The organism is Demequina phytophila, assembly GCF_000971135.1.
Classification (GTDB): Bacteria; Actinomycetota; Actinomycetes; order Actinomycetales; family Demequinaceae; genus Demequina; species Demequina phytophila.
This window is the reverse complement of record NZ_BBLW01000005.1, coordinates 191,096-204,732: the sequence shown is the minus strand read 5'-3', so window position 1 is coordinate 204,732 and position 13,637 is coordinate 191,096. Positions and strand designations below refer to the sequence as shown.

Here is a 13,637-nt window from a genome sequence, read left to right as displayed (position 1 = left end):
CGTGGACGGGGGCTTGCGGCAAGGCCCCGGTGCGGGGCGATGATCGAGGTCATGTTCGACCTGCCCGCCCGCCTGACCGCCAAGGCCGCCCCCGCGCTCATCTCCGTGGACACGGCGCATCTGACCCGGGTCGCACGTGCCGTCGACGACCAGGTAGGGATGCTCCGCGCACGGATCGAGGCGGAGCGGCTCAAGCCGGGCGGCGGCGGCCAGGCCACCGTGGAGCGGGACCTCGAGGTGCACCGGCTCGGCGCCCGGGTGCGCACGCTCGAACGGTACGGCCGGGACCTGTGCCTCGGGCGCATCGTCCACGACGACGGCGAGGTCACCTACATCGGCCGCCTCGGACTCACCGACGGGGACGGGGCGCGCCTGCTGGTGGACTGGCGCTCCCCCGCCGCCGAGCCGTTCTTCGGCGCGACCGCGGCGCGTCCCATGGGCCTCGCGAGCCGGCGCCGCTACCGGTGGACAGGCGGACGGATCGTGGACTACTGGGACGAGCCGTTCGGCGTCGATGGGGTGCCGGGCGTCGCGCTCGACGAGGACGCGGCGCTCATGTCGAGCCTCGCGGCGAGCCGCTCGTCGCGCATGCGCGACGTGCTCGCGACCATCCAGGCGGACCAGGACGCGATCATCCGCGAGGGCTCGGCGGGCGCGCTCGTGGTCGACGGAGGTCCCGGGACAGGGAAGACGGTGGTGGCCCTCCACCGCGCCGCGTACCTCACGTACTCGGACGCCCGGCTGGCCGCGCAGGGCGGCGGCGTGCTGGTGGTCGGCCCCCATCGCCCGTACCTCGCGTACATCGCGGACGTGCTGCCCGGCCTGGGCGAGGACTCGGTGCGCACCTGCACGGTCACGGACCTGGTCCCGGAGGGTGCCCACGCCGTCGACGAGGCAGATCCCGAGGTCGCGCGGCTGAAATCGACGCTCGACCTGGCGATCGACGCGGCTGTCGCGTTGTACGAGGAGCCTCCGGGCGACGGACCCGTGATCGTGCTCGGCGAGGACGAGCTGCGCGTGACCTCCGCGGATTGGGCGGAGGCGTTCGCGGCGCCCGAGCCCGGCACACCGCACAACGACGCCCGCGACCAGGTGTGGGAGGCGCTGCTCGCGATCCTGCTCGATCGCCTGCGAGGACAGGGGGACGATGCGGGGGTCGGGTCGCAGGATCTCGACCAGTTCGACGCATACGGGCTGGGCGTCGACGACCCGGACGCGGCGTTCCGCATGGCGCTCACGCGCGACCGAGGGCTGCTCGAGGCGATCGGCGCGTCGTGGCCCATCCTCGAGCCCACCGACATCGTGGGCGATCTCCTCACCGTACCGGCGTACCTGCGACGGTGCGCGCCGTGGCTGTCCGCGGAGGAGGTCGCGGGTCTCCGACGCGACGCGCCGGACGCGTGGACCGTCGCCGACCTGCCGCTGATCGACGCGGCGCGGGACCGCCTGGGTGACCCGGAGCGCGCGCGGCGGCTTCGAGGCGACCGTCTGCGGCGCGAGGCCCACCGTGCCCGCATGAGGGAGGTCGCGGAGGACCTCATCGCGTCGGACGACACGGAGCTGCGCGTGATGTCGATGCTGCGCGGCCAGGACCTGGGCGCGACGTGGGAGGGCAACGTGGTCGAGGACGAGGCGGCGGGCGACCGTCTTGCCGGCCCGTTCGCGCATCTCGTGGTCGACGAGGCGCAGGAGCTCACGGATGCGCAGTGGCGATCGCTGCTGCGCCGCTGCCCGTCGGGCAGCCTCACCGTCGTGGGCGACCGCGCGCAGGCGCGCCATGGCTTCGCCGAGACCTGGGAGGAGCGCCTCGCGCGGGTCGGCATGCGAGATGCCCGGGTCTCCCACCTCACCGTCAACTACCGCACACCGGCGGAGATCATGGCCTACGCGGCGCCCGTGATCCGTGCCGCGCTGCCCGACGCCAATGTGCCGCGATCGATCCGCGAGGGCGGGCTGCCCGTCGAGCACGGACGCCGCGCCGACCTGGCGGCGGTGCTCGAGTCATGGCTCGCGACGCACGCCGAGGGTGTCGCGTGCGTGATCGGCGATCCGACCGTGCCGGATGGCGACCGGATCCGGTCCCTCACGCCGGCGGACGCGAAGGGTCTCGAGTTCGACCTGGTGGTCGTGGTCGAGCCCGCGTCCTTCGGCGACGGCCTCACGGGTGCGGTGGACCGGTACGTCGCCATGACGCGCGCCACCCGCGAGCTGGTGGTGCTCGAGGGCTGACACGAGGACGGGCCCCTCGCGAGGGAGGGGCCCGCGTGATCGGCCTATTCCGGGTCCGGCCCCTCGATGTGCAGCACGATCCTGTCGAGCCGCGCCTGGACGCGGTCGAGCATCGCCGCGTGGCCCAGGCGGGTGCCGAGACCCTCGTGGTCCGGGCGGACCTCGACGCTCAGCAGGGTCCCGCCGTCGTCGGGCGCGAACGTCCACACGAACGTCTCTGCGTCGAACTCGTGGTGGGGGCCGTGGTGGCCCCGGATCCACACGGTGGGGCGGGCCTCGAAGACGATCCGCTTGTCCGGGACGAACTCGGTGAACTCGAACTCGACATCCTCGTCGAACGGGAAGGGCGCCGGGTACCGCAGCTGCGCGGTGGTGCCGATCCCGTCGTCGGTGAACTGCACGGCGACGACCTCGATGGGATCGCCATCGTGAAGGTTGCGCGGGTCGCGGCAGTACTCGAAGACGGTGTGGACCGGTGCATCGATGTGGGCCGCGAGCGCGATGGAGGGCTTCGTCGGAGTCATGTTCCTCACCCCCTCTCCCGACCGGGACGGTGGTGGCTCCACACCTCCAGCGTAGGTGCGCCCGGCGGGCCGCGCAGGGGCTCGGACCCTACTCGCGCCCCTCGTCCATGGGGATGAGCATGGTGCGGAAGCCGCCGTCGGCGAGGTGCAGGTCCCAGATGGTGTCGGCGACCTCGTCGACCGTGTAGCGCAGCTTGGGGATCGATCCGGGGATCACGAGCTGGGCGACGCGGACGCCGGAGTCCGCCAGCGCGTCGTGCAGCATCTCGCCGTAGGCGCTCTCCGCGGGGAACGCGACGGAGGTGCCGGCGAAGTCGTGCCGCGCCTGCACCGAGGTGCCGCCGTTGATGAGGACGATGCTCCCCTCGCCCGCCGCACGCATCGCGGGCAGCACCGCGCGCGAGGCGTGGATGAGCCCGAGCGCGGAGAAGCGCAGGGACTCGAGCGCGAGCTCCGGGGTGAGGTCGAGCACGGGCTTGAGGTAGTCGCGCGAGGGCAGCGGGCTGTACTGCAGCACGGTCACGTGGCCGAGCTCGGCGGCCGCGTCGGCGAGCGCGGCCTCGAGCGACGCGCCGTCGCGCACATCGGCCGCGTAGCCGCGGGCGGTCACGCCGGCCGCCGCCAGGTCGGTGGCGAGCGCGTCGAGCTTGGACTGGTCGCGCGAGATCAGCGCGACCGAGAACCCCTCGCGCCCGAATCGGCGCGCGACCGCCGCCCCCAGACCGGGTCCGGCACCGATGATGGCGATGGTGGGCATGCGAGTCTCCTTCGACTGTGCGGGGGTCTGCTCCGACCCTAGCGCGCGCGTCAGGCCCGGCGCTCCGGCAGGCGTCCCGGCGCGTCGCCGGGCTCGCGCCGGAGCAGGAAGTAGTAGTCCGCGCCTCCGTCGCGCGCGCCTTTGCCGGCCATCACCCCGAGGAGCGTGTCCGCGTCGACCCGCACGAAGTGGTCGTGGACCGGGCGCGTGTCGTAGGTCATCGTGGCCGTCACCCTGCCGCGGTGCTCGCTGTCGCTCAGCCACGCGCCCCCACCGGCGAGGGCGACGTCCGCCACCAGCGTGCCGTCCGTGTCCCGGCACACGATCGGCTGCACGGCATGGTCGGACAGGAAGTTCTTGCCGAACCAGGAGGCGCTGGTGAGCGAGGCATGGATGCGATGCCCCGTGTCGATGCCGGTGCCGCGCCACAGCCCACTCAGATCCGCGGAGCGCGCGGGAGGCAGGACATCCCACAGCGCGCCGAGCACGGCCGGCTCGCCGTGTCCCGCGGCCGCGATCCGGAGCACCCGCTCCGGGCCCGTGATCCCCGCCGTCGCTGCGTCAGGCTCCACCGGGGTGGGCGCATCACCCATCACGAGCACCGCCTTCACCGCCTCGCCCGCGCGCGCGTCCGCCACGGCATCGTCCAGCCGCGCGAGCGGATACGTGGTGACGAGCCGCTCCAGCGGGAGCACGCCGGCGCGCCACAACCCCACCAGGAGAGGGATGGTCCGCGACGGCACCGCGTCGCCCTCGATCACGCCCACCAGGGCGCGACCCCACAGCAGGGCGCTCTGGCTCACTGTGATCGGGTTCGCACCGGGACGCAGCGCGACGGTCGCGCACGTGCCCGGCGTGGTGAGGGCGCGCATCGCGAGATCGAGCGCGGCCTGCGAGCCGACCGTGTCGAGCGCCGCGGCGAACCCTCGTCCCAGCGAGGCGCCGTCCTCGGGCGGCACGGCCCGCTCGGCGCCGAGCTCGAGCGCCAGTGCGCGCCGCGAGGGGTCCGGCTCGACCACCGTGATGCCGGCGACGCCGATCGCACGCGCGGCCATCACCGCCGCCAGCCCCACCGTGCCCGCACCCACGACGAGCAGGCGGTCGTCATGCCCCGGTCGCAGCACGGTGAGCACCGTGCCCGCGCCCGTGAGGACCCCGCAGCCGAGCGGTGCCGCGAGGGTGAAGGGGAGCTCGTCGCCGATCGGCACCGCGTTGGTGGCGCGCGCGATCGCCCGGGTCGCCCACGAGGACTGACCCATCCACGCCGCGGCGACCGGGGCATCGTTCCTCCCGCGCACGGTGGCCGAGCCGTCCGCGCGGCCGCCGGTGTAGTTGCGCGCCGCGAACTGCTCGCAGTACGCCGGGTGACCGTCGCGGCAACGTCGGCAGGTGCCGCAGGCGTCGAAGGTGAGCACCACGCGGTCCCCCGGCGCCAGCCCCCGGACGCCGGCGCCCACCTCGACGACGGTGCCGGCACCCTCGTGCCCGAACACGGCAGGGAACGGGAACGCCGCGCCCCCGTCGATGGCCGTGAGGTCGGTGTGGCAGATCCCGGACGCGGCGATCTCGACCAGCACCTCGTCCCCGCGGAGCGCGTCCAAGCGGACCTCGCGCGGCTCCGGCCTCGCACCGGGCGCCTCCACCACCACCGCCGTCACAGGCGCCGCTGCCACCATGAGAACCCCTTCGGTACGTCGCTGTACGCGCGGTCCCAGTGTGCCCGCCTCCGTGCCGGTTGTCACGCATCTTGTTAATGGCCATTCACATGCGGGCGCGTGCGTGGTCGGCGGCGCGGTAGTGTCCGTCCCACCACGATGCGAGGGAGCCTGAGGCGATGGAGCACGTCGACACGATCGTCATCGGGGCCGGCGTGTCCGGCCTCGCGGCCGCGCGGCTGCTGCGGCGCGCCGGCCGCCGGGTGGTGGTGCTCGAGGCCCGCGACCGGATCGGCGGACGCGTGTGGACGGGCCGCGACGGCGGCGCCATCACGGACCTGGGCGCCTCGTGGATCCACGGGATCGACGACTGCCCGGTCGCGGACGCGACGCGCGCGTTCGGCATGCGGATGCACGAGTTCACCGTGGGCAGCTACCAGGTCGACGGCCGCCCGATCGCGTACTTCTCCCCCGAGGGCGCACCGCTCGGGGACGATGCGGCGGCCGGCTTCGCGGCGGACGTGCGGGCCGTCGACGCCGCCCTGCGCGACGCGATCGCGGGCTCGGCGCCGCTCGACACGTACCGGCACGTGACGGAGAGCGCGATCGCCGCGCAGGGATGGGCGCCGGACCGGGCCGCGCGGGTGCGAGAGTTCCTCGAGCATCGCACGGAGGAGCAGTACGGGGCCTGGATCGAGGACCTCGCGGCACACGGGCTCGACGACGACGCGGTCGAGGGCGACGAGGTGGTGTTCCCGGACGGGTACGACCGGCTGCCCGCTGCGCTCGCCGAGGGCCTCGACGTGCGGCTCGAGCACGTGGTGTCGAGGGTCGCGTGGTCGGGCTCCGGGGTGCGGGTGACGGCGGACGGCCGGGTGGTGTCCGCGGACACGTGCGTGCTCACGGTGCCCGTGGGCGTGCTGCGGTCCGGCGACCTGGCGATCGATCCGCCGCTCCCGGACGCGGTTGCCGGGCCGCTGAGCCGCCTGGAGATGAACGCGTTCGAGAAGGTGTTCCTCCGGTTCCCCACACGCTTCTGGGGCGAGGGTGCCTACGCGATCCGGCAGCAGGGACCCGAGGGCCGCTGGTGGCACTCCTGGTACGACCTCACCGACCTGCACGGCACGCCCACGCTGCTCACCTTCGCGGCGGGCCCCGCCGCGCGCGCGATCGCGGGGTGGGACGCGGACCGAGTCGCGGCGTCCGTGATGGCGCAGCTCCGCCGGCTCTACGGCGACGGGATCCCCGAGCCCGAGGGCGTCGCGGTGACCGCGTGGCAGGCGGACCCGTATGCGCGGGGCGCGTACGCGTTCATGCGACCGGGGTCGACCACCGGCGATCACGACGCTCTCGCGACGCCTGTCGGCGGCGTGCTGCACCTCGCCGGCGAGGCGACGTGGACCGACGATCCCGCGACGGTCCCCGCCGCGCTGCGGTCGGGTCACCGTGCGGCGTGCCGGATCCTCGGCGAGGACGTCGCGATCGAGGAGCTGTGGGCTCGCAGCTGAGCGGCGGCGCCGCGGCTCAGGCCGCGACCGGGGCGAAGCCGAGCGTGATGCCGCCGTGCGCCTCGGTGCAGATCACCTCGTAGCCGGCGTCGCGCGCCGTGCCGGTCGCGAGCCCGGTCGCGGCGTCGATCGGCGAGCCGTCGGCGGCGGCGATCGCGTCGGCCACCACCGCCGGGTCCATCGCCAAGGACGTCGCGACGTCGCCTCCTAGCTCGCGCAGGCCCGCGATCGCCGCGGCGCCGTGGGCGTCCAGGATCGCCATGCCGTCGGGACCTCGCTCGAACGCGCCGCCGAGGTCGATGAAGTACTCGATCTCGGCGATGTTCGCGTCGATGGCCTGATCGAGCGTGAGCGTCTCGACCGCCATCGCGTCCACGTCGGCCACGTGTGCCCGCGACGCGGACGGCGGCCCGGGGATGAGGAGTGCCGCAGCGGTCATCATCACCGCCGCGGTGATCCCGAGGCCGGCTCCGGCGCGGAGCGAGGTGGTGTCGTGGGCGGTGGACATGGCGCGGCTCCCTCCTGCCGGCGGGCTGTCCGCCGCAGGATTCCAGCGTCCCGTGGGCCGCGCGCGGGGTCATCGTGCGCGCGCAGACACTTCCTCGTACCGCGGGCGCGGTACGAGGTCTCGGCCGCGACCGCGGTCAGTTCGAGACGGGCGAGAACGTGTCGTACTGCTCGATCACGAACCGCACGCGCTCGACGGCCTCGTCCGACAGGCCCGCGTCGCCGGTGACCTGGTGGAGACCGTCGACGGCGAGGTTGCCGTACTTGTGGCCGGCGTCCTCGGGCACCGCGGTCGACAGGATGAGGTCGATGACGCCCTGGAACGCGGTCACCACCGGGATCCAGACCATGTCCTCGCTCACCTGCGCCGAGCGCTGGCCGTCCTGGAGCCACGCCGGCTTCGACCAGATCACGCGGGGCCCGATCCACACGATCGGGTCGTTGCCGTGCTGCAGGTACGCCACGCGGGTGGGCTCCCACGGGCCCGTGAGCGTCTCGAGGCCGCCCCACGCGTCGGCCCAGCGCACCTCAAGGCCGTCGTCGAGCACCGGCAACGGGTAGGGGCTGCCGGCGTCGCGCGCGTCCTGGGCGGCGCTCCACACCGGGGTGAACGAGGGGGTGCCCGCGAGCACGGCGCCCTGAGTCGAGGCGCGCAGGTCCGCGATGTCGGCGTACGCGGACTGGATCCCGAAGCTGCCGAGGCTGAGCCCGTAGACCACCAGCTGGGGCCGACCGTCCGCGGGAAGCTCGTTCCACCACGAGGTGACCGCGTCCACCAGAGCGGTGGTGCCGTCCTGCGAGAGGTCGGGGGTGAGCAGCGCGGAGACGGGGCTGCCGGTCGCGCCGTACTGCAGGCTCACGATCGCGGTGTCGCCCGCGTGGAGGTACTCGAATCCGTCGATCGCGGCCGGGTCGAGCCAGCCCGAACCGGTGGTGCCCGCGATCATCAGCACCGAGCGGTCGGCGGCGCCGGTCCGCTCGAGCTCCTGCACCGCCAGCTGCGCCTTCTCCTCGAACGTGCCGGGCACGTCGACGCCCACGTAGACGCGGATCGGCTCCTGCGCGGGCACGCCGGTAACCAGCTCGATCTCGTCCGCGGTGGGCCCGCCGGCGACGATCTTCACGCCGGCCTGGCCGATCTGATCCCACGGCACCAGGCTGTCCGGGCTGCCGGAGCGCAGCGCGCTGGTGGGTTGGATGTACTCCGGGTCGTACTGGCGGTTCGCGTGCTCGGAGGCGAGGGTGAGCAGCCACGAGAGCACCGACAGGCCCACGGAGAAGACCGCGAGCATCGCCACCACGGTCGCGGCGCCGCCGCCGAGCCGCGCGAGGCGCGGTCGCGACGCGCGGCCGGGGATGCGGGGCGAGATGAGCGCCCACAGGCGGCGGTACCCGGCCGCGACGCCGCGCCCGATCGCGAAGGCGAGCCACGAACCGGCGGCGAACGCGAGTGCGGCGACCATCCAATCGAAGCCGTCCGTGTCCGGCATCCCGACGGCCTCGCGTACCGAGTTCTGCCAGTCGACCGCGAACGGCATGAGGACGGCGGCACCGGCGAGGCCGATGAGCGCGACGATCCACGCCCGCGCCTCGGCCGCCTCGGGGAGGCGGCCGCGGGACAGGCGGGCGATGCCGCGCCATGCCAGCACGCCGACGCCGTAGCCGACGCCGAACGCCAGACCCGACACGAGGCCCTGGCCCCACGCGGGGCGAGGCAGGAGGGACGGCGTGAGCGAGACCGCCACCGCGGCGAGGCCGACCGCCGCTCCCGCGAGGTCGAGCCGCGACCCGATGCGCACCACCTTGACCATGTACCTCCCCCTTCGTCGCGCTCACCCTAGCGGTGGCGGTCCGGGAATACCGCGCTCCCCCGCCATGGTTCCGTCAGAGCACCCGCTGGCGACGACGCGACGGAGGACCGATGCCCGCAGCACGCCCCGCCCCGCTCGACCCCGCCGGCCTCAGCAGCCCCCTCGGCACCGAGGCGCACCTCCGCGCACTGCCGGGCCCGGACGGGAGCGCGCCGCTCGTGCTGGTGCTGGGGGCGACCGGCTACATCGGCGGACGCCTGGTGCCACGCCTGCTCGCCGGCGGCTACCGCGTGCGCGCGCTCACCAGATCCGCGGCGCGGCTGACGGGCCTGCCGTGGGCGGACGGCATCGAGGTGATCGAGGGCGACGCCGCGGACCCGGCGGCGATGGACAGGGCCATGGCGGGCGTCGACCTCGTCTACTACCTCATCCACTCCATGCACAGCGGCCGTGACTACGGCAGGCTCGACCGGGCCATCGCCCTCACCGTCGCGAAGGCGGCCTCCGTGCATCGTCCCCGCCGCATCGTCTACCTCTCTGGACTGCACCCCGACGGCGTCGAGCTCTCGCCCCACCTGGCGTCCCGCAAGGAGGTGGGCGACATCCTGCTCGCGTCCGCGACGCCCACGATCGTGCTGCAGGCCGGAGTCGTGATCGGGTCCGGGTCCGCGTCCTTCGAGATGATCCGCCACCTCACCGAGGTGCTGCCGTACATGCCCGCGCCGCGGTGGGTGCGCAACCTCATCCAGCCGATCGCCGTGCGCGACGTGATGCACTACCTGCTCTCCGCCGCCCGGATCGAGGCCGACGTCAACCGCGAGCTCGACATCGGCGGGCCCGACGTCATGCGGTACTCCGAGATGATGAACGGCTACGCCGCCGTCGCCGGGCTCCCCCGTCGCGGCATCACCGCGCTGCCCGTCCTCACGCCGAGCCTGGCGTCGCACTGGGTGGGACTGGTGACGCCGGTGCCCCGTCAGATCGCGCGCCCGCTGGTCGAGTCGCTGCTGCATTCGTGCGTGGTGAGGGACGATGCGGTGGCCGGGGTGATCCCGCCGCCGCCCGGCGGGCTCACCGGCTACCGCGAGGCTGTCCGGCTCGCGCTCGGACGCGTCGAGATCGACGAGGTCGAGACCAGCTGGGTCGACTCCCGCGTCCTCGGCGCTCCCAGCGACCCGATGCCCAGCGATCCCGACTGGGCGGGGAGGACGGTCTTCCAGGACGCCCGCAGCAAGGTCACGAGCGCGGGGCCGGGACCGGTGTGGGACGTCATCACCGCGGTGGGCGGCGCCACGGGCTGGTACTCGGCGTCGGTGCTGTGGGCCGCACGGGGGCTCATGGATCGGGTCGTCGGTGGCGTGGGTCAGCGGCGGGGCCGGCGCACGCGTGGCGACCTCCGCGTCGGGGATGCGGTCGACGTGTGGCGGGTCGAGGTGGTCGAGCCCGAGCGGCTGCTGCGGCTGCGGGCCGAGATGCGCGTGCCGGGCCAGGCGTGGCTCGAGCTCGGGGTCGAGCCCACGCCGTCCGGATCCGTGTACCGCCAGCGTGCGGTTTTCTTCCCCCGAGGGCTGACGGGGCGCCTGTACTGGCTGGCGATGCTGCCGTTCCACGGACTGATCTTCAGCGGCATGGTCAACAGGATCGTCGCGGAGGCCGAGGGCGCCGAGCCTGCGTGAGAGCCGGCCCGCGCATCGTCCCCCTCATGTCCCCGCCCGGGGATGGGCGAGCAGAAAATCCAGGATCGCCGGCACGGCGTCCGGCCCGAAGTCCATCTCGTGGTCGGCGCCGGTCACGGTCCAGAGCTCCGCTGCCACGCCTTCGGGGCAATCGGGCGCGCTCGCGACGCTCGTCTCCGCCCCGTCGATGGTCGCCTCGAGGTCCAGGGCGCCGTCCTGCTCGAGCAGCCGCGCGTCGCAGCCGTCGAGGTCCGCCCAGGCGGTCACGCCGTCGGGCGCCGAGGGGTAGGTCGTGGCGCCCATCGACGCGCCGCTGTACGCGATGGTGTCGTCGGCGGTGCCATGGACCTCGAGGACGCTCATGGCGACGTCCGCGGCGCACTCCCCGGGCGGCGCGTTCGCGCCCGCGACGCTCGCGATCGCGGCGAACGCGTCGGCATGCTCGCACGCGAGGCGGTACGCCATGAAGCCGCCGTTCGAGACGCCGAGCACGAACACCCGCGCAGGGTCGATGCCGTGCTCCGCCACCACCGCGTCGACGAGGTCCGCCAGGTAGGTCGAATCGTCGACGGGCGTGCCGGTGAAGTTGCAGCACGCGGTGCTCGCGTCCCAGAAGCGGCGACCGGACTCGTCGGGCGTGCCGTCGGGCGCGACGTAGACGAGGCCGAGCTGCTCGGACAGGGTGTCGATGTCGTAGATGTCGACGAGCTGGTCGCCGGTCATGCCGTACCCGTGCAGCACCAGGAGCAACGGCGGCGACTCTCCCGCCGCAGGGGGCACGTGGACCTCGTACGGACGGTCCGCCTGCGCGCCCCCGGACGTGGCGTCGCCCCCAGCCGGGGCATCGTCCCCTCCGCCGCTGCACGCGGCGAGCGCGACCACGACCGCGGCGACCCTGCCGATCCACCGGCGCGCGCGCCCAGGCGGACGGTGCGGCCGCCCGGCGATGGACATGCTCACGCGGCCATCGTAGGCACCGCCAATGCCGCCGCGCCGGGCGCGCGGCACCGATCGATCGCGACCAAAACGCCCGCTTGGTCCCCGTACGGGACCGCGGACGCCTACGGTTGTCACATGACTTCCGACAGCCCCGAGACCGACGCCGCTGACGCGCCCACGCAGACCTTCGCCGACCTCGGCCTCGACGGCCCGATTCTCAAGTCGTTGAAGGCGGTGGGGTACGAGACGCCGTCCGCGATCCAGGCGGAGACCATCCCGCTGCTGCTCGAGGGCGGCGACGTGGTGGGCCTGGCCCAGACCGGCACCGGCAAGACCGCCGCGTTCGCGCTGCCGATCCTCGCGCGCCTGGACAAGGCGCAGAAGGCGCCGCAGGCGCTGGTGCTCGCCCCCACCCGCGAGCTCGCGCTCCAGGTCTGCGAGGCGTTCGAGCGCTACGCCGCGGAGATCAAGGGCGTCCACGTGCTGCCCGTGTACGGCGGCCAGGGCTACGGCGTCCAGCTGTCCGCGCTGCGCCGCGGCGTGCACATCGTCGTCGGCACGCCTGGCCGCATCATGGACCACCTCGACAAGGGCACGCTCGACCTGTCCGAGCTCAAGTACCTGGTGCTCGACGAGGCCGACGAGATGCTGAAGATGGGCTTCGCCGAGGACGTCGAGACCATCCTCGCGTCCACGCCCGACGACAAGCAGGTCGCGCTGTTCTCCGCGACCATGCCCGCGTCCATCCGGCGCCTGTCCCAGCGCTACCTCACGGACCCGACCGAGATCACCGTCAAGCGCAAGACCACCACGTCGTCGACCATCACCCAGCGCTACCTGGTGGTGTCGTACCAGCAGAAGATGGACGCGCTCACCCGCATCCTCGAGGTCGAGAACTTCGAGGCGATGATCGTGTTCACACGCACCAAGAACGACACCGAGACCGTTGCCGAGCGCCTCCGCGCCCGTGGCCTCGCGGCCGCCGCGATCAGCGGCGACGTCGCGCAGGCCCAGCGCGAGCGCACCATCAAGCAGCTCAAGGACGGCAAGCTCGACATCCTGGTCGCCACCGACGTGGCCGCCCGCGGTCTCGACGTCGAGCGCATCAGCCACGTGGTGAACTTCGACATCCCGATCGACACGGAGTCCTACGTCCACCGCGTGGGCCGCACCGGCCGTGCGGGCCGCACCGGCGACGCGATCAGCTTCATCACGCCGCGCGAGCGCCGCATGCTCACCGCGATCGAGAAGGCCACGCGCCAGCCGCTCACCGAGATGCACTGGCCCAGCGCCGACGAGGTCAACGCGACCCGCCTCGCACGCTTCGACGACTCGATCACCGCCGCCCTCGAGCAGGCCGACCGCATCAGCCGCTTCCGCGACATCATCGGCCACTACGTCGAGCACCACGACGTCCCCGAGGCGGACGTGGCCGCGGCCCTCGCGGTGGTCGCGCAGGGCGAGACTCCCCTGCTGCTGGACCCGGCCGACGAGCCCAAGCGTCAGCAGTTCGCTCCCGACCGCGGCACGCGCGACCGTGCGCGGGACGATGCGCGGGGTGCGGGCCGCGACGACGACCGCCGGGGCCGTGGGCCCAGCGAGGGCTTCACGACCTACCGGATCGAGGTGGGCAAGCGCCACAAGGTCGAGCCCCGGCAGATCGTGGGCGCGCTCGCGAACGAGGGTGGGCTCGCGCGCGGCGACTTCGGCAAGATCACCATCAAGCCCGAGTTCTCGCTGGTCGAGCTGCCGTCGACGCTGCCGCCCTCGGCGCTGAACCGCCTGAGCGGGACGCGCATCTCCGGCCGGCTGATCGAGATCAAGCCCGACGGCGGGCCGGGCTCGCGCGGCGGATCCCGTGGAGGTCGGTACGGCGACCGGAACGACTCGCGAGGCGACTCGCGGGGTGGATCGCGTGGCGGCCGCTACGGCGACCGCGGGGACTCGCGCGGTGACTTCCGCGGCGACTCGCGGGGCGACGACCGTCGCCCGCGCAAGCCGCGCTGGGACTGACGTCGCGCCGTGGGGGGC

At 73.7% G+C, this 13,637-nt stretch carries 10 protein-coding genes; 4 read left to right on the top strand and 6 right to left on the bottom strand.

The annotated features are described in order from the left end of the window. The first annotated feature begins 39 nt into the window (after nucleotides 1–39). Nucleotides 40–2,229, top strand: a complete 2,190-nt coding sequence (gene helR / locus AOM01_RS09475; protein WP_062292409.1) for an RNA polymerase recycling motor ATPase HelR — start codon at nucleotides 40–42, stop codon at nucleotides 2,227–2,229. Between the two features lie 44 nt (nucleotides 2,230–2,273). Here helR and AOM01_RS09470 read toward each other — a convergent pair whose 3' ends face one another. The 3 genes from AOM01_RS09470 to AOM01_RS09460 form a co-directional block, all read right to left on the bottom strand. Then, a complete protein-coding gene (locus AOM01_RS09470) occupies nucleotides 2,274–2,753 on the bottom strand; it encodes an SRPBCC family protein (RefSeq protein WP_062292406.1) in 480 nt (159 codons plus the stop codon). 88 nt (nucleotides 2,754–2,841) lie between these two features. Beyond that, nucleotides 2,842–3,510, bottom strand: a complete 669-nt coding sequence (locus tag AOM01_RS09465) for an SDR family NAD(P)-dependent oxidoreductase (protein WP_062292403.1) — start codon at nucleotides 3,508–3,510, stop codon at nucleotides 2,842–2,844. Between the two features lie 50 nt (nucleotides 3,511–3,560). Continuing rightward, nucleotides 3,561–5,186, bottom strand: coding sequence for an alcohol dehydrogenase catalytic domain-containing protein (locus tag AOM01_RS09460; protein WP_082110141.1), 1,626 nt, complete (start codon nucleotides 5,184–5,186; stop codon nucleotides 3,561–3,563). Between the two features lie 158 nt (nucleotides 5,187–5,344). Here AOM01_RS09460 and AOM01_RS09455 point away from each other — a divergent pair, with 158 nt between their 5' ends. Beyond that, nucleotides 5,345–6,673, top strand: a complete 1,329-nt coding sequence (locus tag AOM01_RS09455; RefSeq protein ID WP_062292401.1) for a flavin monoamine oxidase family protein — start codon at nucleotides 5,345–5,347, stop codon at nucleotides 6,671–6,673. Between the two features lie 16 nt (nucleotides 6,674–6,689). On the opposite strand, the gene AOM01_RS09450 is transcribed toward AOM01_RS09455, so the two are convergent. Next, entirely contained in the window at nucleotides 6,690–7,181 is a 492-nt protein-coding gene (locus AOM01_RS09450; protein WP_062292399.1) for a hypothetical protein, read from the bottom strand. A 136-nt stretch (nucleotides 7,182–7,317) separates the two neighbouring features. Further along, entirely contained in the window at nucleotides 7,318–8,991 is a 1,674-nt protein-coding gene (locus tag AOM01_RS09445) for an alpha/beta-hydrolase family protein (RefSeq protein ID WP_062292396.1), read from the bottom strand. 110 nt (nucleotides 8,992–9,101) lie between these two features. Between AOM01_RS09445 and AOM01_RS09440 the strand changes: the two genes are divergently transcribed. Continuing rightward, nucleotides 9,102–10,667: an SDR family oxidoreductase gene (locus tag AOM01_RS09440; protein WP_062292394.1), complete on the top strand. Its 1,566-nt coding sequence runs from the start codon at nucleotides 9,102–9,104 to the stop codon at nucleotides 10,665–10,667. Nucleotides 10,668–10,691: 24 nt separating this feature from the next. On the opposite strand, the gene AOM01_RS09435 is transcribed toward AOM01_RS09440, so the two are convergent. After that, nucleotides 10,692–11,621: a CE1 family esterase gene (locus tag AOM01_RS09435; protein WP_062292391.1), complete on the bottom strand. Its 930-nt coding sequence runs from the start codon at nucleotides 11,619–11,621 to the stop codon at nucleotides 10,692–10,694. Nucleotides 11,622–11,741: 120 nt separating this feature from the next. On the opposite strand from AOM01_RS09435, the gene AOM01_RS09430 reads away from it, so the two are divergent. Beyond that, the gene (locus tag AOM01_RS09430) at nucleotides 11,742–13,619 is read left to right on the top strand and encodes a DEAD/DEAH box helicase (RefSeq protein ID WP_062292389.1); all 1,878 of its coding nucleotides are present in this window, start codon (nucleotides 11,742–11,744) and stop codon (nucleotides 13,617–13,619) included. Nucleotides 13,620–13,637: the final 18 nt, after the last annotated feature.